The sequence below is a fragment of the Amycolatopsis coloradensis genome (genome assembly GCF_001953865.1).
In the GTDB taxonomy this organism is placed as follows: domain Bacteria; phylum Actinomycetota; class Actinomycetes; order Mycobacteriales; family Pseudonocardiaceae; genus Amycolatopsis; species Amycolatopsis coloradensis.
The window spans coordinates 47444-69138 of sequence record NZ_MQUQ01000015.1 but is presented as its reverse complement, the minus strand read 5'-3'; the positions used below and the strand labels follow the sequence as shown (position 1 = coordinate 69138).

Sequence of the window (21695 nt, the reverse complement as noted above, 5' to 3'; positions counted from 1 at the left end):
GGACTCCTTTGTGTCTATGGGGACGTCCGGTCGATCAGACCGTGTCCGGAGAGGGGTTCTGCGGCCCCGAGATCGAGCGTGGGCTCACGTTACCGAAGGTACGCGCGAGGTCCATTTCGGACTCGAGCACCGCGGCGAGCCGCCGGACGCCTTCGCGGATCCGCTCGGGTGTCGGATAACAGTAGGAAAGGCGTAGCTGTCTGCTGCCAAAGCCGTCGGCGTAGAAACCGGTTCCGGAGGCGTACGCGACCCGGGCGGTGACGGCCCTCGGCAGCATCGCCTTCGTGTCCACGCCTTCGGGGACGGTCATCCAGACGTAGAAACCGCCGTCGGGTTTGGTCCAGCTGCACCCGGCAGGCATGTGCTGTTCGAGCGCGGACAGGAGCGCGTCCCGGCGCTCTCGGTAGTTCTCGCGGAAGGTTTTGATCTGACCCATCCAGTCATGAGTCGCGAGGTATCGCGACACGATCAACTGGTTAAGCGTCGGCGGGCAAAGTGTCGCGGACTCGGCCGCGAGTACGAGTTTCTCCCGGACGGCGTGCGGCGCGAGCACCCAGCCGACTCGCAGCCCGGAGGCGAAGGTTTTCGAGAAGGAGCCCAGGTAGACGACGTTGTCGGGGTCGATCGAGCGGAGCGCCGGGTACGTCTGTCCGCCGAAGCCGAGCAGACCATACGGATTGTCTTCGACGATGAGGATGTCGTGTTCGCGGCAGATCTCGACGATCTCCGCACGGCGCTCGACGGCCAGCGTGACGCCGCCTGGGTTGTGGAAGTTCGGGATCGTGTAGAGGAACTTGACCCGCTGGCCCGCCTTCTTGGTCTCCGCGAGCGCGGCACGCAATCCCTCGGGGACCAGGCCGTGGTCGTCCATCGCGACGTGGACGACGTTCGCCTGGTACGCGGCGAAGGAACCGAGCGCGCCGACGTAGGACGGACCCTCGGCGATGATGACGTCGCCGGGATCGCAGAACAGCCGGGTGACCATGTCGAGCCCCATCTGGGAGCCGACCGTCACGACGACGTCGTCCGGGTGGGCCTTGATGCCCTCGAGCGCCATGATCTCGCAGATCTGCTCGCGCAGCGCCGGGACGCCGTGCGCGGAACCGTACTGGAGCGCGACCAGGCCCTCTTGCGCGATGAGCTCGCCGACCTGCGCGGACAACGTGTCGAGCGGGAGCGCGGCGAGGTTCGGCATCCCGCCGGCGAGCGAAACCACCTCGGGGCGACTGGCTACCGCGAACAACGCCCTGATCTCGGAAGCAGTCATTCCGGCCGTACGCGCGGCGTAGCGGTCGAGATGCGGGTCGAGGTTGTGACGGCCGGTCTGCGGCCGGACAGGGCGATTCTCGGTCATCAGGCGCTTCACCCGTGCTTCGAAGTGGACATAGTGGCTACCGACTGGTAGTTCCATCGAGTGTAACCACCCTCCCTTGAGGGGCCCTGGCCTTCCGGTGTTCATCACATCGGCCTATCCTCGATCAGGACCCCTTCAGCGAGCCCTGCTCGGGACAGGGCTGAGTCGGTGTCGTCGTTTCAGGGAGGTTTGCCGGTGTCGCGTCGCGTCGTGGGCGTAACCCTGGACAATCTCGAGCATCTGCCGAAGAGCTGTCGCCGCTGCGTGTACTGGGAGCTGGCGCCGCATATGAAGGCGCAGGCCGAGGAGTACGGCGCGACGGAGGTCGAAAAGGAAGCCTGGGTCTCCAGCGTTCTGCTGGAATGGGGCTCCTGCGGCCGGATCGTCTACAGCGACACCTTGCCTGTCGGCTTCGTGCTCTACGCGCCGCCGAACGCCGTGCCGCGTTCGCTGGCTTTCCCGACTTCACCGCCCGGGCCGGACGCGGTGCTGCTGACCGCTTTCCAGATCCTCCCCGAATTTCAGGGCGGCGGGCTCGGCCGGATGCTGGTGCAGGCGGTCGCGAAGGATCTGACCAAACGCGGCGTCCGCGCGATCGAGGCCTTCGGGGACGCCAAGCCCGACGAGACCGATCCGGACGGCGGACACAGCTGTGTGCTGCCCGCCGCGTTCCTGCAAAGTGTCGGGTTCAAGACCGTGCGACCGCATCCGCGCTGGCCGCGCCTGCGGCTGGAACTGCGGTCGGCGATCTCGTGGAAGGAAGACGTGGAGGCGGCGCTCGAGCGGCTGCTCGGCCAGGTCTCGATCACGACCGCCGAGCCGAGCATGGGCCGCGCCTGATCTTTCCGGCCGTTCCGGACGCCAGGATCCGGATGCCATGAAAGGCCCCTTCATGGCGAATTCCGCACTGCAGGACGCTTTCAGCTCACGCCTCTAGCAGAGTTTTCGGGTGCGCGCAGCGGCCATCCCCCGCTCTGGGGACAGCTGTGGGTAACCCGCCGAGTTATCCACAGATCGCTGCTAGGAGCGGTGGAAAATCTGTGGATGGGTAGACTGGACCTGGGGACGCCCCCCGGGAAGGGCGGGGGCTGCGCGCCGCGTGGAGCTAGGGGTGGCGTGGCCGGGCGAGGGGGCACACCACCGGTTGTGCCGAGGCTGTCGGCAGAGGGATGTGCGCCCGCGTGGGGGTGTGGAGGACTGGTTACTCCGCTTTGGCGAGTTCGTGGGCCAGGACGTCCGCGAAGGTGAACGTGCCGGTCGGCTGGTCCCCTTCACCGAGGAGGTACAGGCGCTTCACCGCGACCAGGATGCCTTCGGCGACGATGTCGCGGAAAGCCGGGTCGGCCAGTCTGGCGCTGTCTTCCGGGTTGGTCAGGTAACCGATCTCGATCCGCACCGCCGGGCAGCGGGTGCGGGTGAAGATCTCCCAGGTCTTGTAGTGCGTGCGGCAGTCGCGCATGCCGGTCCGGGCGGCCAGTTCGCGCTGGATGAAGCCGGCCAGCAGCTCACCGACGGTCGACGTGGTGCCGTTCCCGGTGCCGAAGTGGAAGCTCGCGACACCCTGCGCCTTGGGCGAGGGGTTCCTGTCGTTGTGCAGCGAAAGGAACAGGTCGGCGCCCGACTCGTTCGCGAACTTGGCACGCTCACCCTCGGTGGGGCTCTGGTTCGGCCCGCGCGAGATCAGCGCTTCCATGCCCGTGGCCTGCATCCGGCCTTCGAGCCGTCGCGCCAGATCCCAGGCGATGTCCGCTTCACGCAGGTCACCGGCGACGACACCGAGGTCTTCGCCGCCGTGGCCGGGGTCGATCACGATGCGCTTGCCGCGCAGCCGGGGGCCCGCCTGGCGCACCTGCTCCTGCTCGCGCAGGAAGACAGGGCGGCCGCCGCGGGCACGCGGCGACGAGAGCCGGTGCAGTTCGCGGATCGTGGCCGGACCGCACATGCCGTCGGCGACCAGGCGCATGTCGCGCTGGAAGGTCTTGAGCGCTCGTTCGGTCTGGGCGCCGAAGTGCCCGTCGGGGCGGCCGGCGTCGAAGCCGAGTTCGGTCAGCCGCTCCTGGAGCGCGAAGACGTCGTCACCCTGCATGGGCGCGGAGAACATGTAAGTCAGCGGGCGGCTGCCGAGGTGATAGCCGGCGCCACGAAGTGCCTGATAGGTCGCCGGACCCACCAGACCGTCGGTGATGAGCCCACGGCGCTGCTGAAACGCTCGCACGGCGTGTTCCATCGCCGTGTCGTAGAACTCGTACTCCCCGGATTCGGTCACCGGCGGGAGCAGCTCCATCGCCGCCAGCGTGGACCTGATCTCGGCGACGTCCGGTCCGGCGTCACCGCGGCGGAGTACCCGCATGCACTCCTCGCTCTTCCTTTGGGGCACCGAATCGAGCTCGATGCACGACTTGAAAAACCTGCGGGGCGGACCCCGGTGCTCTATTGTGCCCTGTGAACTCTCGGTGAGCGCGGAGGCCCGGTCGGTGCGTCAAGTCCCCGATCGAGGAAGCCGTCCAGGCGCCATGATTCTGTTCCCGTAACGGTCAGAACTACCCACTCCACTGAACGACGAAACCCGGAGCCTGGAAAGGCCCCGGGTTTCGGCAGGTGAAACGCGAGATCAGAGGACGTCGGCGAGGTCCGACAGCAGTGCGGCCTTCGGCTTGGCGCCGACGATCTGCTTCACCGGCTTGCCGCCCTGGAACAGGATCAGCGTCGGGATCGACATCACCTGGTAGTCACGCGCAGTGTTCGGGTTGGCGTCGATGTCGAGCTTCGCGATGGTCAGCTTTTCGCCGTTCTCCGCCGCGATCTCTTCGAGCACCGGGGCGACCATCTTGCACGGTCCGCACCAGGTCGCCCAGAAGTCGACCAGTACGGGCTTCTCACTCGTCAGCACGTCGTCGACGAAGCTCTTGTCGGTCACCGTCACGGTGTTTGCCATGGTGTCTCCTCCTGGGTGGTGAACGGGCTGGGAAAGTCAGTTGGTGATGGCGCCGTAGCCGCCACCGACCAGCTCAGGGGTCTCCTGCGCGGTCTCGACACCGGCGTGCTCCGCCAGCCATCGTTCCGCGTCGATCGCCGCGGCGCAGCCGGAACCGGCGGCGGTGATCGCCTGCCGGTAGGTGCGGTCGACCAGGTCGCCCGCCGCGAAGACGCCGGGAAGGTTCGTGTACGAGGTCCGGCCCTTGGTGAGCACGTAGCCCTCCTCGTCGAGGTCCACCTGACCGCGCACCAGTTCGCTGCGCGGATCGTGGCCGATGGCGACGAAGAACCCGGTCACGTCCAGCTGGGACTCCTCGCCGGACACCGTGTCCTTGAGCTTCAGGCCCTCGACCTTGCCCTCACCCTCGACCCCGGTGATCTGCTTGTTGAGCGCCCACTTGATCTTCTCGTTCTCGCGGGCGCGCTCCAGCATGATCTTGGAGGCGCGGAACTCCTCGCGGCGGTGGACGATCGTGACGGACTTGGCGAACTTCGTCAGGAAGGTCGCCTCCTCCATCGCGGAGTCGCCGCCGCCGGCGACCACGATGTCGTGGTCGCGGAAGAAGAAGCCGTCGCAGGTGGCACAGGCCGAAACACCGCGGCCGAGCAGTTCCTGCTCACCCGGGACGTTCAGGTAACGAGCCGCGGCACCCATCGCGAGCACGACCGCGCGGGCCGCGTAGCGCTTGCCGTTCGCGACGACGTACTTGACGTCACCGGTCAACTCGACGGACTCGACGTCCTCCTGGCGCAGGTCGGCGCCGAAACGCTTGGCCTGCTCGCGCATCTCTTCCATGAGGTCGGGACCCTGGATGCCTTCGCGGAAGCCGGGGAAGTTCTCGACCTCCGTCGTCGTCATCAACGCACCGCCGAACTGAGTGCCCTCGAACACCAACGGTTCGAGCTGCGCTCGTGCCGCGTAGACAGCGGCGGTGTACCCCGCAGGACCCGACCCAACAACGATCAGGTTCCTGATCTCCTCGGCAGCCACCCGTGACCTCCGCTCGTAGTGACCTGTTCACCAGGCTCAACACGATCGTAGGGGCCGGTGTTCCCGGGGTGACCGGCGCTACTTCTCCTGCCTTGCGGCGGCGATGGCAAAGGTCCCTTGCCGCCGGGTGGGGGAAGCAAGGGACCTTTGCTGCTACTTCGGTCCGATGATCTTGTCGAAGAGGACCGACGAGTTGCCCTGGCCGCACTCGGCACCGAAGGCGACGATGCGGAACTGGGCGAGCTTGCCTGTGGTGTAGATCACCATCACGCCGTCCTTGCCCGCCACGTTCACCGGCCGGATGCCTTCCGGTCGCACGTCGGGGTCCAGTCCGGCGGCGGCGACACAGGCGTCGAGCCGCTCTTCGGTCTGCAGTGAGCCGAAGTCGCGGACCCCGACAGCCTTGCCGACAAGCGCTTCGGCCCCGCCGCCGTCGCCGTCGACCGAAGGGCCGGTGGGTGCGGGCGGGGGCTGCGCGACGCCGCCCGGCGTCGACTGCCGCGCGGTGGGGACGACGATCGCGATGGCGGCGATGGCCGCCGCGGCCACGGTCGCTATCCCGGCGCCCCAGCCGATCCGCTTGTTCCGCCGTCGCCGTGCGGCCGCGAGGTCCACCACCGGGGCGACCTGCGCCTGCTGCCCTTCAGATGCGCCTTGAAACGCAGGCGACGCCCGCATCTCGGCGGCCAGTGCCGCGTCGATCCGGGCGGCGAACTCCGCAGGCATCGGTGCGATCGGCTCGTTCGCGAGTTCCGCGAGGTCGGCCGTGGTCGCTTCAAGTGCTTCGATGATCGCCAGTGCTTCGGGGTCGGCGTTCACCAACGGCCAGAGTGCGGCCGCCTCTCGTTCGTCCAGCACCCCCGCGTGCAGGTCGGCGAGCACATCGACAGACCACGGCGGACCGACGGTCCCACCGATCCCCCTGCTCTCGTCTGTCATCGTCCCTCCCCGTCACCCGGCGTGCCCTGCGGCCGCCTGGCACCCCGTTGCGGGGTGGCGCGCTCTCGTTTGCTTTCGTGAGTTGGGACGTTCGCAATAGCATCGGGGTTCCGCAGATGTCCGAGAACCTTCGCGAGCTTTCCGCGACCCCGGGCACACCTGCTCTTCACCGTGCCCTCGGCGATGCCGAGCATCTTCGCCGTCTCAGCGACCGAGTATCCCTCGACGTCGACCAACACGATCGGGGCACGTTGCTCTTCGGGAAGCTGATTGAGGGCTTCCTTGACCACAAGGCTCGTCTCGCGGTCGGACATCGAGTCGCGCGGTGAGGCGGGCTCGTTGAACTGCCCGGTCTCGGGCAGCGGAACGGTCGGTCTTGCCTTGCCCCGCCGGATGCGGTCGAGGCACGCGTTCACGACGATGCGGTGCAGCCACGTCGTGACTTGCGATTCGGCCCTGAAGTTGCCCGCCGCGCGGAACGCGGAGATGAAGGCGTCCTGAAGGGCGTCCGCGGCTTCTTCCGGATCACGCACGGTGCGCAGGGCGACCGCCCACATGCGATCCCGATGTCGCTGGACCAGTTCACTGAACGCGTGCGGGTCACCGGCGGCGTGCGCCGCTATGAGATCCGCGTCCGTGGGAGCTGCAGCTGTCACCCGGGAGAGCCTACTGATCCTTTGATTTAGGTCACCCCGCAGGCAGGAAGGTCAGCTCTTTGAGTTCGGTGATGAACTTGCCGTCCTCGTCTTCACCCAGCCGAGTGATCCAGATGATGAAGTACTGACCCTGCTGCGGCTGCTGCAACGCGATGGTCGATTCGCCCGCCGCCAGGTCCCCGCCGCCGACGACCTTCGTCTCGTCGAGCTTCGGGTTCTTCTTGTCGGTGGAGCGGATCTCGACCTTCGAGCCGGGGCTTCCCGCGTCGATCTTGACCTGGCTGAGGTTGATCGGATCCTTGAAGGTCACGACCAGCCCTACGCCGTCCTTGAGGACCGGGAACTGCTTGTCGTACTCGTCGGTCTTCCAGGAGGTGCCCGGATCGCCGTCGTTCGCGTTCTTGGCGCGGCCGGGGCTGTCGCCCTTGCTGCCCGGGTTGAACACCGCGACGGCCGACGGCTTCACCGCGGCTCCTAAGGCGGGGACCGAGGGCGGCTGCTGGGTGGGCGGGGGCTGCTGGCCCGAGGGTGGCGGAGCCTGCGAAGACGACGACGCGGCGACGTTGATCTGCGGGCCGCTGGACTTCGAATCGCCCTGGAACAGGTTGATCAGCATCATCCCGCCCCAGGCCAGGATGACCACGGTCGCGACGACCAGCACCGTCACGCCGAACGCCAGCTTCTTGCGCCGAGCGACGTCCTTGACCGGCTTCTTCGTCGTCCAGACCGTGCCGTCCGGCTCGACGGGGGCTTCTTCCTCGCCGACGGCCTTGATCAGCTGGGTGCGTTCCTCGGCTTCGGCGACCTGGCCCAGCACGCGCAGGATGGCCGCGCTGGTGCGGATACCGCCATGGCCGCCGTCCTCGATGGTGCGGACGGCGAGTGACGACAGTTCGACCGGGACCGTCGGGACCAGCGACCGCGGCGGGACGACGCGGCCGGTTGGCGCGTGCGGCGCCGCCGGGATCGCGGCAGGTCCGCCGGGAAGGGCCCAGCGGCCGGTCAGCAGCAGGTACAGCACAGCGCCGAGCGCCTTGACGTCGTCGCGAAGGGTCGCTTCGGGCAGTGGACCCGGGAAGGCGAGCTTCAGCGCGCCGTCCGGGGTGAGCCGCAGGCGCTGCGGATGGTCGAGGCCGAGGACGAGACCGTTCTGATGGGCGTGGTCGACGGCTTCCGCCAGCGCCTGCACCATCCTGGCCGCCGCGGCGGGCGCCACGGGGCGCTGTGACACCAGGTCGACCAGGTCACTGCCTTTGGTCCATTCCGCCACGACGACACCGAGCAGACCTTCGCTCGAGGTGACGCCGCTGCCGAGGCTCAGCACGTCGAGGACGCGCGCGACACCGCCGTGGCCGAACTTGGAGGCGTGCGCGGCACGCTCCAGCGTCCGGCGCGCGAGCCTCGCGGCTTCCGCGTCCGCCGGGTCGCCGACCAGCAGCGTCAACGCCACATCCCGCTTCAGCTGCCCGTCGCGGGCACGCCAAAGGTGCGCGGCGGCCCGTTCGTCCACCCCGAACTGTGCGAGCAGGCGATACCGGCCGTCTCCGACGACCCGGCCAGGGGCCAGCGACCCGCCTTGGGCCCGGATGCCCACCTGGCTCGCCTCCCCTGCCTGTTCGCTCCGTCTCGTATCCACCGCAACTCTCCCGCGTAGCTCCCGCACCGAGGGTACCCAGAATACGACGCGTGAACGCGCGCCATCCGTGCGTGAATCGTTATCCGCGCTTGATCAGCCGGGTGATCCTGGCAGTGGCGGGCTTCAGTTCCTCGACTTTCAGGGCCATGAGCACGCCGAACGACACGACGATCCCGACCGCCGTCTGCAGGAGAAGTTTCACCCAGGCATGGAAAGTAGGCCCGAATGAGTCAGGGACGAGCTGCCCGGCGAGCCAGGCCGCGCCGACGCCGAGCACACTCGCGACCACCGTGAAGAGGATCACCCCGAGAATCCGCTTGCTCCGGAGATTTCCGAGCGTCACCCACAGCCACACCTGGCCGAGGATCGAGCCGACGACGAACGTGAGGCCGTTGACCATCATCACGCCGAGCACGATGTTGTCCGGCGACAGCAGCACGGGGCACAGGTAGAGCAGGGGCACCTTGACCACGGTCATCACGATCATGATCAGCACCGGCGTCCGCGCGTCCTTCATCGCGTAGAACACCCGCATCTGCAACATGACCAGCGCGTACGGCAGCAGCGCGAACGCGGAGATCGCCAGTGCTTCGCCCAGCCGTGTCGCGTCCTCGACCCGGCCCTTGCCCAAGGTGAACAGGGCGATACCGACCGAACCACCCACCACGGTCATCACGGCGGAAATCGGCAGGAGGGTCACCGTCGAGATCCGGGAGGCGTAGGAGAGGTCGCCGATCAGCTTCTTGTGATCGCCGTCCGCGGCCGCACGGCTCATCCTCGGCATGATCGCGGTCAGCAGCGAGACGCCGATGACGCCGTAGGGCAGCTGGAAGAGCAGCCACGCGTTGCTGTACGCGGTCACACCGCCTTCGGAACCGCTGGTCAGCACACGGGTCGTGATCGTGTAGCCGACCTGGCTGACGGCGACGTAGCCGACGGTCCACAGCGCGAGCCCGCCGAACTCCTTCATGCGCTTGTCGATGCCCCAGCGCCACTTGAACTTGAACCCCGACCGCAGCAGCGGCGGGATCAGCAGCACCGACTGCGCCACGATGCCCGCGGTCACGCCGAGGCCCAGCGTCAGCACCTTCGGGTCGGTGATCGACACCGGATTGGTCGAGATGTCCCCCGGCATGATCCACACCACGAGGATCGTGAAGATGACGACCAGGTTGTTGATCACCGGCGCCCAGGCCGTCGGACCGAAGATGTGCTTCGCGTTCAGAATCGCCGAGAGCAGGGCGAACACGCCGTAGAAGAAGATCTGCGGCAGCAGCAGGTACGCGAAAGCGGTGACCAGGCCGGGGTTCGCCTGCCCGTTGTCATCGACGTAGAGCTTGGTGATCAGGGGTGCGGCGAAGACCGCGATCGCCGTCCCGACGACGAGCAGCGTGCCCGCCACCGTGACCAGCCGCTGCGTGTAGGCCTCGCCCCCGTCCTTGTCGTCCTGCGACCGCACGAGCAGCGGGACCACGAGGCTGGACAGCACGCCGCCCATCAGCAGTTCGAAGATGATGTTCGGCATCGTGTTGGCGACGTTGAACGAGTCGTTCTCGACCTTGGCGCCGATGGCCGCGACCAGCAGCAGCTTCCACGCGAAGCCGGTGATGCGGCTGATCAGCGAGGCGATCGCCATCCGGCCGCTGGACTTCGCGATCGACGGCGCCTTCGCCGGGGCGGCGACGTCCTGTTCGCCGGTCTCCCCCGGCCGCGGTTTGACCAGCGGCGCGTCCTTGATCGCGGGCATGACCTGCGTGGCGAGCTGGTCGTACGGGCGGAGGACATCGGGGTCGGCGACCGGCCAGCGCGATCCCATCGGGACGCCGGGGGTGCGCGGGATGAACCGCGTCGCGTCGGGTTCGTCGCGCGGGTCCTGCTGCCACGGGCGGACCGGTGGTGGCTGGCGGCGCCCGCGATGCGGCGGGGGTGGTGTCTGATTGAGCGCCTGCGGCGTCTGTGGCGCCGTCGGACGGCGTGGCGGCGGGTTCTGGGACGGCTGCCCCTGCGGAGGCGGAACCTGCTGACGACGGGTCGGCGGAGGCGGCGTCGACTGCGCCGGGGGTACGACGGACGGCGGCGTCTTCCGCGGCGGTGCCTGGTTCGGCGGTGCCTGGTTCGGTGGCGGCCTCAGCCGCCGCGTCTCGTCGTCGGGACGGCCGGCGGCACGCTGACGGCGACCGTCGACCGGCGGCTGCCGATCGGGAGGCGGCACCGCCCGCCGTGGCCGCTCGCCGCGTTCGGGCGGGGGGACCTGCTGCGGTGGCGGCTGACGGCGTTCCGCGCGTTCAGGGCGTCCTGACCGTTCCGGACGACGCGCTGAGCCATCCGTGCGACGGGGTGGTGGCGGAGTACCTTCGCGCCGGGGACGGCCTGCACGCTCGGGCGGTACACCCGGCTCTCTTTCCAACGTGCGCCCAATCCTCGGTGCTCGGCTACGTGATGCCCGGTGGCATCGTTCGACCCAGGGTAATCGGCGACGGCCGGAAACACTTAAACCTGTGCGTCCTCGGTCACACGTGGGGTGGTTTCGTCCGTCCGGGTGGCACGCGCGTCCTTGATCCTCCGGTAGATCCGGCGGGACGAGAGCAGCAGCAACGCGCCCGCCGCGGTGACGGTGATGATGATGGTGATCGCGCCGTACTCCGTGGAGGTCAGCTCGAACCGCGCGTCGGTGCCGAGTTTGGTCCCGTCGGGCGTGGTCAGGGACACGTCGACGCTGAACCGGCCCGCCCGAAGCGCCTCGACCGGGAGCAGCTGGTTGACCGCGCCGTTGGCCGGGACCGTCCGCTCCGGGACCGCTTCGGTGGGGCGCAGGCCCACGTTGTTCTTCAGCACGGTGCGCACGTTGACGCCGACCGGGAGGCCGTTGGTGATGTACGCGGGGAGCGGTGACGCGCCGGAAGCCAGCGCGATCGTCTGCTTCGGCCGTTCCACGGTCACCTGGCTGCGGATCGCCTCGAGGTCACCGCGGGCGTTCCCGGTGACGGTCTCGGCGTCCGCGCCGCGCCACGAGGTCGAGGTGGCCCGGATGAGGGCGAGCCGGACGGGAGCGACCACATCGGCCGGATTCACTCGTTTGGTGGCATCCATCGTCATCGCCGACGACAGGCCGAGGGTCTCGTTGTCGATCTGGGACATCTTCGCGGTGACGTCGCCGCCGGTCGCGGCCGAAACGTCCTGCGGGTCGTAGTTGACCGACGCCGTCCCGGACGGGCTTTCGCCGAGCAGATCGGGCAGCGGGGTCGGCTTGACGAGGCCCGCGGCGTAGAAGTCGCCCATCCGCTCCAGGAACGTGGTGAGGTCGGGACCGGTCGGGTCCCAGTGCCGCGGCGGCGCGATCAGCAACTGCGCGCGCTCCTGCCCCGCGGCCTGCCCGCCGAGCCCCGCCCGGAAGGCGATCGCGCCGAGTCCGTTCTGGGTGCCCCCGGAGCCGTTCAGCGCGGACGCGATCAGCGTGTCGATCGGCTGCGCGCGGAGGTTCGTCCCCTCGATCGAGATCCCACCCGAAAGCGGGACATCGGACTGGAGTTTGCCCGAGTCGGTCAGCACGGTCTTGACGCCCGCCTTGCCGATCGTTTCGACGGTCTGCGAGTCGAGGGCGCCGCCGGGCCACAGCACGCCGTCCTGCGGCTGGATGCCGAGCAGGTTCTTGATCGTCGCCGCGCCGCCGAGCGCGCTGGCCATGAGCGCGGTGTCGGTGGCGTCACCGGCACGGACCTTCGTCAGCGCGGTGAGGTCGGCGTCGGCGAACGGGAGGGTGACCACGCACCGGCCCGCGACGAGCGCCTTCAGCTGTCCGAGCCAGTTCCTCGCGCTCTCGACGCCCTTGCCTGCGACGGGACCGCCGCCGGTGGCGACCTGGTAGCCGCGGGCCATCCCGTCCACGGTCGCGACCAGGTCGGGGTCGATGGCGAGACACAACGACGACGAGACCTTCGTGTCGGCCTCGGCCGTCCGCGCGGCCGCGACCAGCGAGTCCAGCCGCCCGCCGGGGCCCAGTTCGCCCGCCAGCCGCTCGTCGGCCAGTGTCAGCGGCCCGCCGAGCGGGGACGAGACGACGTGCACGGTGCTGTTCGCGATCGGCCACAGCAGGCTCGCCGACGGCGGCGACGGCGGACGCGACGCGGGCGCCTTGCCGGGGACGCCGAGCACCGGCATCAGCAGGCTGACCGCGGCGAGCCGTTCCGGCCCGCCGAACTCCGGGGTGCCGTTGACGTTGACCAGCAGCGGGTACACCCCAGGCCGGATGAACTGGAACTTCGAGGACTGGCCGAGCGGGACGGTCAGGTTCAGCCCGGCGCTCTTCCCCGCCTCCAGCACGTCCGGTTCGAGGTCGACGAACTCGGTGGCCGCGAGGTCCTTGAACTTGCCGCCGGCGAGCACGTCGCCGATCTGCTGCTCGGTCTGCAACCGGGTGCCCAGTTGCAGCCGGACGCTCAGCTTGCTGATCGGCCGATCGCCGATGTTGGTGACGCGGCCGGTGACGGTGAGCGACGTCGAGATCGAAGTGATGACGCGGGGATTCAGCTGATCGAGGTCCACGCGCAGCCGGGGCTGCTCCTGCGCCTGCGCGACCGCGCCGAACAACGCGGGCAGAGCCAGGAACAGGATCGACAGGACAGTGGCGGCAAGCCGCTTCACTCAGGTGCTCCCTCGGCGGTCTGGGCGTTGCTGCGCGAAGAGTTCTTTGGCCTTCCGGACCAGCTTGCGCTCGTCGGAGTAGGCGAGGGTGGTCTCGAGGTCGGCGAGCGGTACCCAGGCGACCTCGGTCACCTCGACATCTTCGTCCGAAAGTTCGCCACCGATGTATTCCAGGATGAAATGGTGCACCGTCTTGTGCACCCGTCGTCGCTCGGCCACGAACCAGTAGTCGATGGTGCCGAGGGGTTCGAGGACCCGCGCGGAGATGCCGGTCTCCTCCTTCACCTCGCGCACCGCGGTCTGCGCATGCGTTTCACCGTCCTCGATGTGGCCCTTCGGCAGCGACCACAGGAGTCTGCCGTGCCTGTCGAGCCGTCCGATCAGCGCGGCGTTGGCCCGTTCGACGTCGACGACGAGTCCACCGGCCGACGTTTCGTCGACCGTGGTCAGCCGCCGCCCCCGCCTGCGCCTCCGCCGGCGGCCCGGCTTCGAAGCGCCGGAGCGGCCGGCTGATCCAGACATGCTGCGATGCTAGAGCAAACGGCGGTACGGGTACGCTGGCTCTCCGTGCCCGTGTTGGGCGGGGTCGTAGTAAGTACATCCAAATCGTGGTGGGATTGTCGTGAACAAGGTGGTCGCCGGGCAGGCGATTGCGGGGAAGAGCACTGCGATGCAGAACGCTGTGACGGAGCTGATGCGCATCTCCCCGCTGGCGGACGAACTCGCGAAGCTCTTCGCCAAGGCGGGCTACCGCCTGTACCTGGTCGGCGGGAGCGTCCGCGACATGATGCTCGGCAGGCTCTCGAACGACCTCGACTTCACCACCGACGCGCGGCCGGACCAGGTGCTCAAGATCGTCAGCGTCTGGGGTGACGCGGTGTGGGACGTCGGCATCGCGTTCGGCACGGTCGGTGTGACCAAACAGGGCATGACCCTGGAGATCACCACGTTCCGCGCCGACAGCTACGACGGCGTCGGCCGCAACCCCGAGGTCACCTTCGGCGACAGTATCGAGGGCGACCTGCTCCGCCGCGACTTCACGGTCAACGCGATGGCGATCGACCTGGCGAACCAGACCTTCGTCGACCCGTACGACGGGCTCCAGGCGTTGCGGGACCGGATGCTCGACACCCCCGCGACCCCGCAGGAGTCCTTCGCCGACGACCCGCTGCGCATGCTGCGGGCCGCGCGGTTCTCCGCGCAGCTCGGGTTCACCGCGGCGCCGCGGGTGATCGACGCGATGACGTCGATGGCCGAGGAGATCGACCGGATCACCGCCGAGCGCGTCCAGGCCGAGCTGTCGAAGCTGCTGCTCGCGGACGACCCACGGCCCGGTATCGAGCTGCTGGTCGACACCCGCCTCGCCGACCGTGTGCTGCCCGAGGTGCCAGGGATGCGGCTGGCGATCGACGAGCATCACCAGCACAAGGACGTCTACCAGCACTCGCTGACCGTGCTCGCGCAGGCGATCGACCTGGAGAAGTCCCACGAACCGACGTCGAAGCCGGATCTGATCCTGCGGCTCGCGGCGCTGCTGCACGACGTCGGCAAGCCCGCGACGCGCGAATTCCAGCCCGGTGGCGGCGTGAGCTTCCACCACCACGAGGTCGTCGGCGCGAAAATGGCCCGCAAGCGTTTGCGCGCCCTGAAGTTCTCGAAGGAGATCGTCCAGGACGTCAGCCAGCTCGTGTTCCTGCACCTGCGGTTCCACGGGTACGGCAAGGGCGAGTGGACGGATTCGGCGGTGCGGCGCTACGTCACCGACGCCGGCGACCTGCTGCCCCGGCTGCACAAGCTGGTGCGTGCCGACTGCACCACGCGCAACCGGAAGAAGGCGGCCGCGTTGCAGGCGACCTACGACGACCTCGAGCGGCGGATCGAAACGATCCAGGCGCAGGAGGACCTCGACCGGGTCCGGCCGGACCTCGACGGCGGGGAGATCATGCGGATCCTCGACCTCAAGCCGGGGCCGGACGTCGGCAAGGCGTGGAAACACCTGAAGGAACTGCGCCTCGACCGCGGTCCGCTGGAGCACGACGACGCGGTGGCCGAGTTGAAGAAGTGGGCGGCCGAGAACGGTATCGGCGGCTGAGGTCACGTCGCGACGGCGTCCACATCGGCCAACAGCTGCTGCCAGCTGGAGAGCTTGCTGACCGGGCCGTGCCGGTCGAGTCGTTCCAGAAGTTGTCTCCGTTGCTGGTTGAACCGTTTGGCGTCACGGTCGCGTCGTCTGCCGGTCGATTCAGCAGCGGAGATCAAGGCGGACCGCAGGAGTTCTTTGGGGTCGGCGACTTTCTCGACCTCCTGGATTTTCGGGAGTCCAAGAGCGGCCTTACCACGCGGGTTTCCCGCGATCTGGCGAATCAGAACCTCGTCCAGCAGCAGCCAGGCTTCGGTCATCCGGACGGGGATGATCGGGCACCACACTGGAGCGTCGGTCTTTCTCAGCGCACCGGCGATTTCCTCGTGACGTACGGCCCTGCCCACGTTGTCGGCGTCGCGGTGCACCACGACGAGGTCGACCTGGTTCCCCATGAGTCTCAGGCCTGCCTCCACCCGTGATTCAACGTCTTTGGGGACACCCCGGAGCTGCTCGAATGGCGGCATCGTAAGGCGTAGGTCGACGCCCCGATCGCGAAACAGGAGCTCGGCTATTCCCGCCAAAGGGTGATCGGAGCTCCCTTCGGCGACGAAGAGGCCGCGAACAGTGGTCCTCATCAGCCGACCAGATCCATCGGAAGCTTGATTTGGACGCCAGGTGGAGCGGTCGCGTAAACGACCAGATCGGCGTCCGTGGCCGTTACCGTGGCTTCCCTGGCTCGCCATGTCCTGGCGAGTGGAAGTAACGACAGCGCCCTCGTAGTAGTCCCATCAGGTGCGGTCTGGAGCCGGTTGTCCGCGACCAAGATGTCTTCACGGCTGCATAGTTGGACCACACCGGGTGAATGGGTGTTGATGATGACCTGTCGAAACGGGTTGTCGGCGTCCGGTGGTTCTTCGGGGTCGACGGCAAGGTCACGGACCAGGTCGAGCATCGCTTCCAGGTTGGCCGGATGTATCCCGTTCTCGGGCTCCTCCATACAGATGAGCCCGGTCACCGTGGGATCTTCGAGTAGTACGCACAGCGCGAGAAAACGCAGGGTGCCCTCTGAAAGCGCACGTGCTGGGAGCCTGAGCCCGCCACGTTCCTCAAGGAACAGCGTAAGTACCTCTCGAACCTGGTCCGGTTCCACAGAGAGGCTTTCGACGCCAAGGTCGCCAAGGTCGGCGAGCCGACCGGCGACCCGCGCGTAAACGGCGTCCGCGTCCGGTGCGACTCCGCTGCTCACATTGTCCTGGGCGATCCGGAAGAGCGCGGCCGCGAGGTGGCGGCCATCGGAGCCGAGTGAACGAGGGTCGGTGAACCCGTCCGGGGTACGAAGCGCGGAAGGCTCGAGTGCAAGCCTTCGCCAGCTCTGCATTTCGCGGCGCGCGGCGAGAATTGTCGGGTGGTCGTTCGTCGTGATGGTGCTCAAGACTGTTCTGCCTGCTCGTGCCGCGGCGCGTGGTTGGGGCCTGCCTGAGCTCCCGCCGTCACCGTGCACATTGATCACCAGGCCACTCTCATGAGCGCCTGTCGAAAGGTACGGCCCGCCGCTCCGTCGTCCCAGCACCACGGCATTACGGAACTTCTTGACGCTGTGGTTGAACTTCAAATGCTCAGCCGCTTCACCTCGGTTGATGTGAACGAGCTTCTCGGACAGCAAAGCAAGCCGTCCGACGCTTGCTTCACCGTCCGGACGTGTGTAGCCGAGTCCGAGTTCATATCGAAGGAACGTCGTGGTCGCAGGTGCGGGTGAGCCGAGATCGTCTTCGACTGTCGCCGGAACGATCATCTCGACCGCGATATGGATCTCACGCTCATGGTCGCCGTAGCCGTCCCAGAACAGGTCTCGTGGGTCGCCGCTCCGTCCGTCGGCAGGACCGCGTATCTGCTGAGCTGCTTCCATCAGGGTGCCGGACGCCAGGTGCGACAGAAAATCGATGACGTCGAACACGTTGGACTTGCCGATTCCGTTCGCTCCCGCGATGCAGGTGAACGGACCGAAGTCGACCCGTACGTCCAGCAGGTTCTTGAACCCCTGTACCTCCAGCCTGGTGAGCATGAAAGTCAGGCTAGCGTGCGGACGAGTCGATTCAGCGGAGCGTGGGGCCGGTGAAGGTGACTTCGATGCGCTCGAGGTACATCATCAGCTGAGATAACTCCGTTGGGCCCTGGCTCGTTGTGCCGTTAGCCGACATACTCGCGCCGGTGCTCCGGGCAGGGGGAATTCCATGGCGAAGCGGCCGTCCAGTTTTCTGGTGACGTTGCTGCGTCGCGGCGCGCCCGCGCTGGCCACGGCGACGAGCGAGCTGTCCGACGAGGTCGGCGATCCGACGCCGATGCGCGCGTTGCGGCGGATCCAGAAGATGTCCGGGCCCGTCGACACGACCTATCGCGACAATCTTCTGTTGCGGGCTGCCCGTTATGTCGCACTCGTTCCTTTGGTCTACCGGCTCTTCGCGGTACCCGGCGCGTTCGGGGTTTACGTCTCCACGCACGGCATGATCGGGATCGGCCCCGTCGGGCTGGTGGCGCTCGGCTCGGTCTCGCTGTCGCTGTACGGGATCCGGTGGATGCTGCGTACGGCGCCGTTCCGGCCGCAGCACGCCGTCCGGCTGCTGGCCCTCGACCTGGTGTTCACGCTGCTCGCGCCGCTGGCGATCGGCGCGCTCGTGCCGGCTTCGGTGTTCACCGAAGCGATGGCGGTGCCCGGGAAACACCTGCTCGGCGAGGTCGCGCTGCTCGCGCTGGCGCTGGGGATGCCCGCCGCGGTGGGGCTGGCGCTCGCCAGCTTCCCGGTCCGGATGCTCGCGTCCCTGCTCGGCACCGGCAAGGCCGCGCCCGGCGACGCGATGGCCACCTTCCCGTCGATCCTCGGCGTGCTCTTCACCGCGACCGGCGCGCTCGTCCTGGTCGGACTCGGTACCCGGCTCGCCCTCGCGTACGGCATCCGCAACGGCCGGATCGCCGAACGCGCCCGCCAGCACCGGATGCTGCACGACTCCGTACTGCAGACCCTCGAAGCGATCGCGCTGGCCAACAAGGGCGATCCGGCGGTGCGGCTCGCCGAGGTGCAGCGGCTGGCACGGGCGCAGTCGATGGAACTGCGGCGGACGATCGAGAACGAGGCTTCGGAACGGTCCGAGGCCGGGTCGCGGCCGCTGGGCGAGAAGCTCGCCTCGCTGGCGGCGGAAATGGCGCGGGATGGGCTGCGCGCCCAGCTCGTCATCGCCGAACTCGACGACGACACCCTCTCGGAGGTCCGGCAGATCGCCATCCGCGACGCCGTCCGCGAGTCCCTGCGGAACACCCTCAAGCACGCCGGGACGGACAAGGTCGTCGTACGCGTCGAAGAGCAGGACGGCGGCATCGCGGTGATCACCCGCGATCACGGCGCGGGCTTCAGCCCCGACGCCCGCCCCGCCGGTTTCGGGATCAGCGAGTCCATCACCGCCCGGCTGAACGAGGTCGGCGGGACCGCCAGGGTGGAGTCCTCTCCGGGCAATGGCACCAGAGTCACCCTTTGGGTGCCGTTCTGACGGTAAACAGGAGAACATGAAGAAAACGGACGTCCTGGCCAGCGCGCTCACCGCGTACCGCGACGGTGACCAGGCCAAGGCAGCGGACCTCGCCGAGCGTGCCGGATCCACGCTCGGCATCGAACTGCACCGGTACCTGACCGAAGGCGGCGGCGGAGGTGTCTACGACCGGCCTGCCGCGTTCACGGCGTTCATCCGCGGTGGCGGGAACGTCAAGCTCTACCGGCAGCTCAGCGAGATGCTCGCCCGGCGCTACGGCAGCGTCGGTTCGCTGCTCGACCTCGGCTGCGGTGACGGGCTCGCCGTCGTCCCCGCGCTCGAACAGGCGGATCGGCAGCCCGGCCGGATCGACCTCGTCGAGCCGTCGCGTGCCCTGCTCGCCGAAGCACGCAAGCACCTCGACGGCACGCACGGCCTGCACACCTGGGACGTCACCGCGCAGGAGTTCCTCGCCCGCGACGACGACCGGCAGTGGCAGCTGACGCAGTCGACGTTCGCGCTCCAGTCGATCCCGACCGGCGAGCGCACCGAGGTCCTGCGGGCGCTCCGGCCCCGCACCGCCCGCCTGGTGCTCGCCGAATTCGACGTGCCCGAGTACGACGAAGACTCCGCCGAGTACCTGGTCTCGCTGGTCACGCGCTACGAACGGGGGATCTCGGAGTACGGCAAGAACGCGTCGCTGGTGGCGCAGGGGTTCCTGCTGCCGATCCTGCTCGGCCTGGTCAAACCGGGGGCGGACCGGACGAACTGGGAGCAGCCCGCCACCGATTGGGCCTCGCAGCTCAAGGAAGCGGGCTTCACCGGCGTCCGGATCGAACCGCTGGCCGACTACTGGTGGTCCCCCGCCGTGCTGATCACCGCGTCCTGAGTTCGCCAGGACCGCGTTTAGCGGGCTGAACGCGGACCTCGCACGAGGTCTCAGACCCGCGAAAGCGCGCCGGTTTCGAGATGCTGGGCGATCGGCCGGGGCAGTACGTAGGCCACGGCCCCGCCCGGTGTCCCGTTCCACGGCGCGGTGATGCCGGTGACCACGCGCAGCGGCCGTTGGACGCGGTACAGGCGGCGTTCCCGCTCGCGTTCCGCGGCCAGCGACGTCTCGACGAACCGTGACGGCTCGGCGTGCACGAGGTTGCCGGTCTCGTTCCCGAACCGCTGCACGGTGGTGCCCGCCGGCAGCACGACGATCCGCTTGCGGCGGAAGAAGTTCAGCGGCGGCTCGCCCCGCAGCGGCAGGATCGGCCAGTCGGCCGGGTTGTCGGCCTCCTCGTTCGCGCCCGCCGCGGCCCGTGCCGGATAGAGCAGCAGGGTGCCGAGGAAGAACCGCGCCGCCTCTTCGAGCTTGGCGAACGCCACCGGCTCGTCCGCCGGAGGCCGCGACACCTCCCAGCCGTTCTCGGCGCGGCGCAGCGTCCAGACCCCTGGTTCCGGTACCGCGTTCGCGCCGATCCGGTAGGCCGTCGGTGCGACGCCGTGCTCGGCCAGCCGCTGGTACAGCACGTCCAGCACGTCACCGGCCCGGACGTCGCGGCCGGGCTCGCCGTCGCGTTCGACGCGGGTGCGGACGCTGTCGTCCGGCAGGTCCGCGTCGGTCTGCGGCGGACGTGGTTTGCCGACGATCTCCGCTTCGGCGGTCGCCCGCACCAGCTCGCCGACCAGCGGCGGCCGGAAGCCGGCGGCCCGGATGTGCTCGACCAGTTCCGGCTCCGGCGGGACGCCGTACTTCCGCAGGTAGTGCGGGACGGCCGCGGGCCAGATCCAGACGCCGTCGGTGTGGAAGGCGTTCGGCACGTCCGGCGGGCCGTTGGGGGTGAAGACGTCGGGTTGCGGACCCGGCCTGGACACCGCCACCGGCGAGCGGAAGAGGTAGTCCAGCACGCCGCGGACCTGGTCCGGCGGCACCGGCGGCCGGTTGACGACCGGGCGTTCGCCTTCGTTGTGCGCGTCGACGACCTTCGCGTGCCGGAACGTCACACCCAGCGGCAGCCCGGCCTTGGCCGCGAGCCAGGCCGGGACGTGCTTGTGGTCGCGCGGGAAGATCGCGAGTTCGGTCGCGTACGCGCGTGGCGTCGGCTTCCCGCCCTCGTTCGGCGCGAGCCGCCAGGTCGGTTCCTGCTCGGCATCGAAGTCGAAATCGAAGTGCGACTCCGAGTCCAGGGTGAAGGTGCCCTGGAACCAGGTGCCGGTCTCGGGGTGGTGCATCGCCGCGCGCAGCCGCGCGAACAGCGAACCGAGCTCCGGCGGGGCCGCGATCGACACCGACACCGGGCCATTGCCCTCGTCGCCGACCGACCGGACCTCGAGTTCGGCGTAGTCGCCGATCTGCCGGAACTGGGCGCCGACCCGCTGCCAGCCCGGCGGCAGCACCCGCAGCAGCGTCCGGCCGATGGCGCGCAGCAGCGGGGGCTGGTCGCCCGCGCCGTTCTCCGGCCGGGCGTCCGGCGTCTCGAAGAAGTCGTGCCTGGTCTGCCACAGCGCCGTCAGCCGCGACGGCGCGACCGTGGTCGAGAAGTCCGTCAGGCCCAGTTCGGCCGCGCGGGCCGCGTCCTCGCCCGCCCAGCGCAAGGTCAGCTCGGCGCCACCGGTGTGCGGCGCGATCAGGAAGTGCTCGTCGTCGAACCGGCCGTGTGTCTGCAGGCTGAAGGTCGCGCCGACCTCGCCGTTGAGCACCACCCTCGCCGGGCGTCCGTTCCAGTCGCGGTCGAACCCTTCAGGCGGGGCTTCCCCCGGCGGCGCGATGAGCAGCAGTGTGCCGTCCTCTGTCGACCGCTGGGCCGCGAAGACGGTTTCCCCCCATACGGCGTACAGGCCATCCGGCCGCTCCGCCGCTTGAACCCGGTAACGCACGATGTGTCCTCTCCCCAATTCCCCAAACCGGAGGTA

At 68.6% G+C, this 21695-nt stretch carries 17 protein-coding genes; 4 read left to right on the top strand and 13 right to left on the bottom strand.

What is annotated here, in order from left to right; all coding sequences use genetic code 11:
- Positions 1 to 34: 34 nt before the first annotated feature.
- The gene (locus BS329_RS25810) at positions 35 to 1354 is read right to left on the bottom strand and encodes an aminotransferase-like domain-containing protein (protein WP_076164406.1); all 1320 of its coding nucleotides are present in this window, start codon (positions 1352 to 1354) and stop codon (positions 35 to 37) included.
- Between the two features lie 195 nt (positions 1355 to 1549).
- Here BS329_RS25810 and BS329_RS25805 point away from each other — a divergent pair, with 195 nt between their 5' ends.
- Positions 1550 to 2194 (top strand): GNAT family N-acetyltransferase, encoded by a 645-nt coding sequence (locus tag BS329_RS25805; RefSeq protein ID WP_143253201.1) that lies wholly within the window; start codon positions 1550 to 1552, stop codon positions 2192 to 2194.
- Between the two features lie 361 nt (positions 2195 to 2555).
- On the opposite strand, the gene BS329_RS25800 is transcribed toward BS329_RS25805, so the two are convergent.
- From BS329_RS25800 to BS329_RS25755, 9 genes are all read right to left on the bottom strand, one after another.
- Positions 2556 to 3704: an N-acetylmuramoyl-L-alanine amidase gene (locus tag BS329_RS25800; protein WP_076163851.1), complete on the bottom strand. Its 1149-nt coding sequence runs from the start codon at positions 3702 to 3704 to the stop codon at positions 2556 to 2558.
- Between the two features lie 261 nt (positions 3705 to 3965).
- Positions 3966 to 4289, bottom strand: coding sequence for a thioredoxin (gene trxA, locus BS329_RS25795; protein WP_076163850.1), 324 nt, complete (start codon positions 4287 to 4289; stop codon positions 3966 to 3968).
- Positions 4290 to 4325: 36 nt separating this feature from the next.
- Complete coding sequence (trxB, locus tag BS329_RS25790) at positions 4326 to 5321, bottom strand: thioredoxin-disulfide reductase (protein WP_076163849.1); 996 nt, start codon at positions 5319 to 5321, stop codon at positions 4326 to 4328.
- Positions 5322 to 5474: 153 nt separating this feature from the next.
- Positions 5475 to 6260 carry a hypothetical protein gene (locus BS329_RS25785; protein WP_076163848.1) on the bottom strand — a complete coding sequence of 262 codons (786 nt, stop codon included), beginning with the start codon at positions 6258 to 6260 and terminating at the stop codon, positions 5475 to 5477.
- Complete coding sequence (gene sigM / locus BS329_RS25780) at positions 6257 to 6916, bottom strand: RNA polymerase sigma factor SigM (protein WP_076163847.1); 660 nt, start codon at positions 6914 to 6916, stop codon at positions 6257 to 6259. Before sigM ends, BS329_RS25785 begins: the two co-directional genes overlap by 4 nt.
- A gap of 31 nt (positions 6917 to 6947) precedes the next feature.
- On the bottom strand, positions 6948 to 8510 hold the full coding sequence (locus BS329_RS25775) for a protein kinase family protein (RefSeq protein ID WP_084750173.1): 1563 nt from the start codon (positions 8508 to 8510) through the stop codon (positions 6948 to 6950).
- 121 nt (positions 8511 to 8631) lie between these two features.
- On the bottom strand, positions 8632 to 10368 hold the full coding sequence (gene murJ, locus BS329_RS25770; RefSeq protein WP_076163845.1) for a murein biosynthesis integral membrane protein MurJ: 1737 nt from the start codon (positions 10366 to 10368) through the stop codon (positions 8632 to 8634).
- Positions 10369 to 11042: 674 nt separating this feature from the next.
- Positions 11043 to 13193: a DUF6049 family protein gene (locus BS329_RS25760; RefSeq protein WP_076163843.1), complete on the bottom strand. Its 2151-nt coding sequence runs from the start codon at positions 13191 to 13193 to the stop codon at positions 11043 to 11045.
- Entirely contained in the window at positions 13194 to 13715 is a 522-nt protein-coding gene (locus tag BS329_RS25755; RefSeq protein WP_076163842.1) for an NUDIX hydrolase, read from the bottom strand. It abuts the gene before it with no gap.
- Positions 13716 to 13863: 148 nt separating this feature from the next.
- Here BS329_RS25755 and BS329_RS25750 point away from each other — a divergent pair, with 148 nt between their 5' ends.
- Positions 13864 to 15285, top strand: coding sequence for a CCA tRNA nucleotidyltransferase (locus BS329_RS25750; RefSeq protein WP_076163841.1), 1422 nt, complete (start codon positions 13864 to 13866; stop codon positions 15283 to 15285).
- A 2-nt stretch (positions 15286 to 15287) separates the two neighbouring features.
- On the opposite strand, the gene BS329_RS25745 is transcribed toward BS329_RS25750, so the two are convergent.
- Positions 15288 to 15728: a hypothetical protein gene (locus tag BS329_RS25745; RefSeq protein WP_244197294.1), complete on the bottom strand. Its 441-nt coding sequence runs from the start codon at positions 15726 to 15728 to the stop codon at positions 15288 to 15290.
- Positions 15729 to 15910: 182 nt separating this feature from the next.
- Positions 15911 to 17230: an AAA family ATPase gene (locus BS329_RS25740; protein ID WP_244197293.1), complete on the bottom strand. Its 1320-nt coding sequence runs from the start codon at positions 17228 to 17230 to the stop codon at positions 15911 to 15913.
- A 277-nt stretch (positions 17231 to 17507) separates the two neighbouring features.
- On the opposite strand from BS329_RS25740, the gene BS329_RS25735 reads away from it, so the two are divergent.
- Positions 17508 to 18815: a sensor histidine kinase gene (locus BS329_RS25735; protein WP_076163838.1), complete on the top strand. Its 1308-nt coding sequence runs from the start codon at positions 17508 to 17510 to the stop codon at positions 18813 to 18815.
- Between the two features lie 16 nt (positions 18816 to 18831).
- Positions 18832 to 19683, top strand: coding sequence for a class I SAM-dependent methyltransferase (locus tag BS329_RS25730; RefSeq protein ID WP_076163837.1), 852 nt, complete (start codon positions 18832 to 18834; stop codon positions 19681 to 19683).
- Between the two features lie 50 nt (positions 19684 to 19733).
- Here the strand turns inward: BS329_RS25730 and BS329_RS25725 are convergent, their stop codons facing one another.
- Positions 19734 to 21659 carry a TNT domain-containing protein gene (locus BS329_RS25725; protein WP_076163836.1) on the bottom strand — a complete coding sequence of 642 codons (1926 nt, stop codon included), beginning with the start codon at positions 21657 to 21659 and terminating at the stop codon, positions 19734 to 19736.
- Between the last annotated feature and the right edge of the window lie 36 nt (positions 21660 to 21695).

Excerpts from the sequence above, each read along its gene's own strand:
- BS329_RS25810 (WP_076164406.1), bottom strand. The coding sequence starts at position 1,354 with ATGACCGAGAATCGCCCTGTCCGGCCGCAGACCGGCCGTCACAACCTC.
- BS329_RS25800 (WP_076163851.1), bottom strand. The coding sequence starts at position 3,704 with ATGCGGGTACTCCGCCGCGGTGACGCCGGACCGGACGTCGCCGAGATC.
- trxA (WP_076163850.1), bottom strand. The coding sequence starts at position 4,289 with ATGGCAAACACCGTGACGGTGACCGACAAGAGCTTCGTCGACGACGTG.
- BS329_RS25785 (WP_076163848.1), bottom strand. The coding sequence starts at position 6,260 with ATGACAGACGAGAGCAGGGGGATCGGTGGGACCGTCGGTCCGCCGTGG.
- murJ (WP_076163845.1), bottom strand. The coding sequence starts at position 10,368 with ATGGGATCGCGCTGGCCGGTCGCCGACCCCGATGTCCTCCGCCCGTAC.
- BS329_RS25755 (WP_076163842.1), bottom strand. The coding sequence starts at position 13,715 with ATGTCTGGATCAGCCGGCCGCTCCGGCGCTTCGAAGCCGGGCCGCCGG.
- BS329_RS25750 (WP_076163841.1), top strand. The coding sequence starts at position 13,864 with ATGCAGAACGCTGTGACGGAGCTGATGCGCATCTCCCCGCTGGCGGAC.
- BS329_RS25745 (WP_244197294.1), bottom strand. The coding sequence starts at position 15,728 with ATGGGGAACCAGGTCGACCTCGTCGTGGTGCACCGCGACGCCGACAAC.
- BS329_RS25735 (WP_076163838.1), top strand. The coding sequence starts at position 17,508 with ATGGCGAAGCGGCCGTCCAGTTTTCTGGTGACGTTGCTGCGTCGCGGC.
- BS329_RS25730 (WP_076163837.1), top strand. The coding sequence starts at position 18,832 with ATGAAGAAAACGGACGTCCTGGCCAGCGCGCTCACCGCGTACCGCGAC.